The 230-nt window shown below is 48.3% G+C and carries 1 protein-coding gene; it reads left to right on the top strand.

Translation table 11 applies throughout. From position 1 onward, the window contains the following. Nucleotides 1-230, top strand: a 230-nt coding sequence (locus Q4528_RS16605) for a hypothetical protein (RefSeq protein WP_368506769.1), incomplete at both ends; no start/stop codon positions are given.

Genomic DNA, 230 nt, shown 5'->3' with positions numbered 1-230 from the left:
GCTTAACCTCATTCAGATATCAGAGTTTACCCCAGATTTAGGGGTACGGCTTGCGCAATATGTAGAAGATGGTGAGTTAGTTGCTATTGCTGCGGATCGAACGCCTGCCGACAGTTATGGCAGGGTGAATTACCACACATTTTTGGGTGAGTTGGCTCCGTTCCCTCAAGGGCCTTTTTTAATAGCCGCTTTGTTACGATGCCCGGTGTTCAGTCTGTTCTGTATGCAGC

This window comes from Staphylococcus pasteuri, assembly GCF_030547725.1.
Classification (GTDB): domain Bacteria; phylum Bacillota; class Bacilli; order Staphylococcales; family Staphylococcaceae; genus Staphylococcus; species Staphylococcus pasteuri.
The sequence above is the reverse complement of the archived record's forward strand: the minus strand, read 5'-3'. Positions and strand labels throughout refer to the sequence as shown.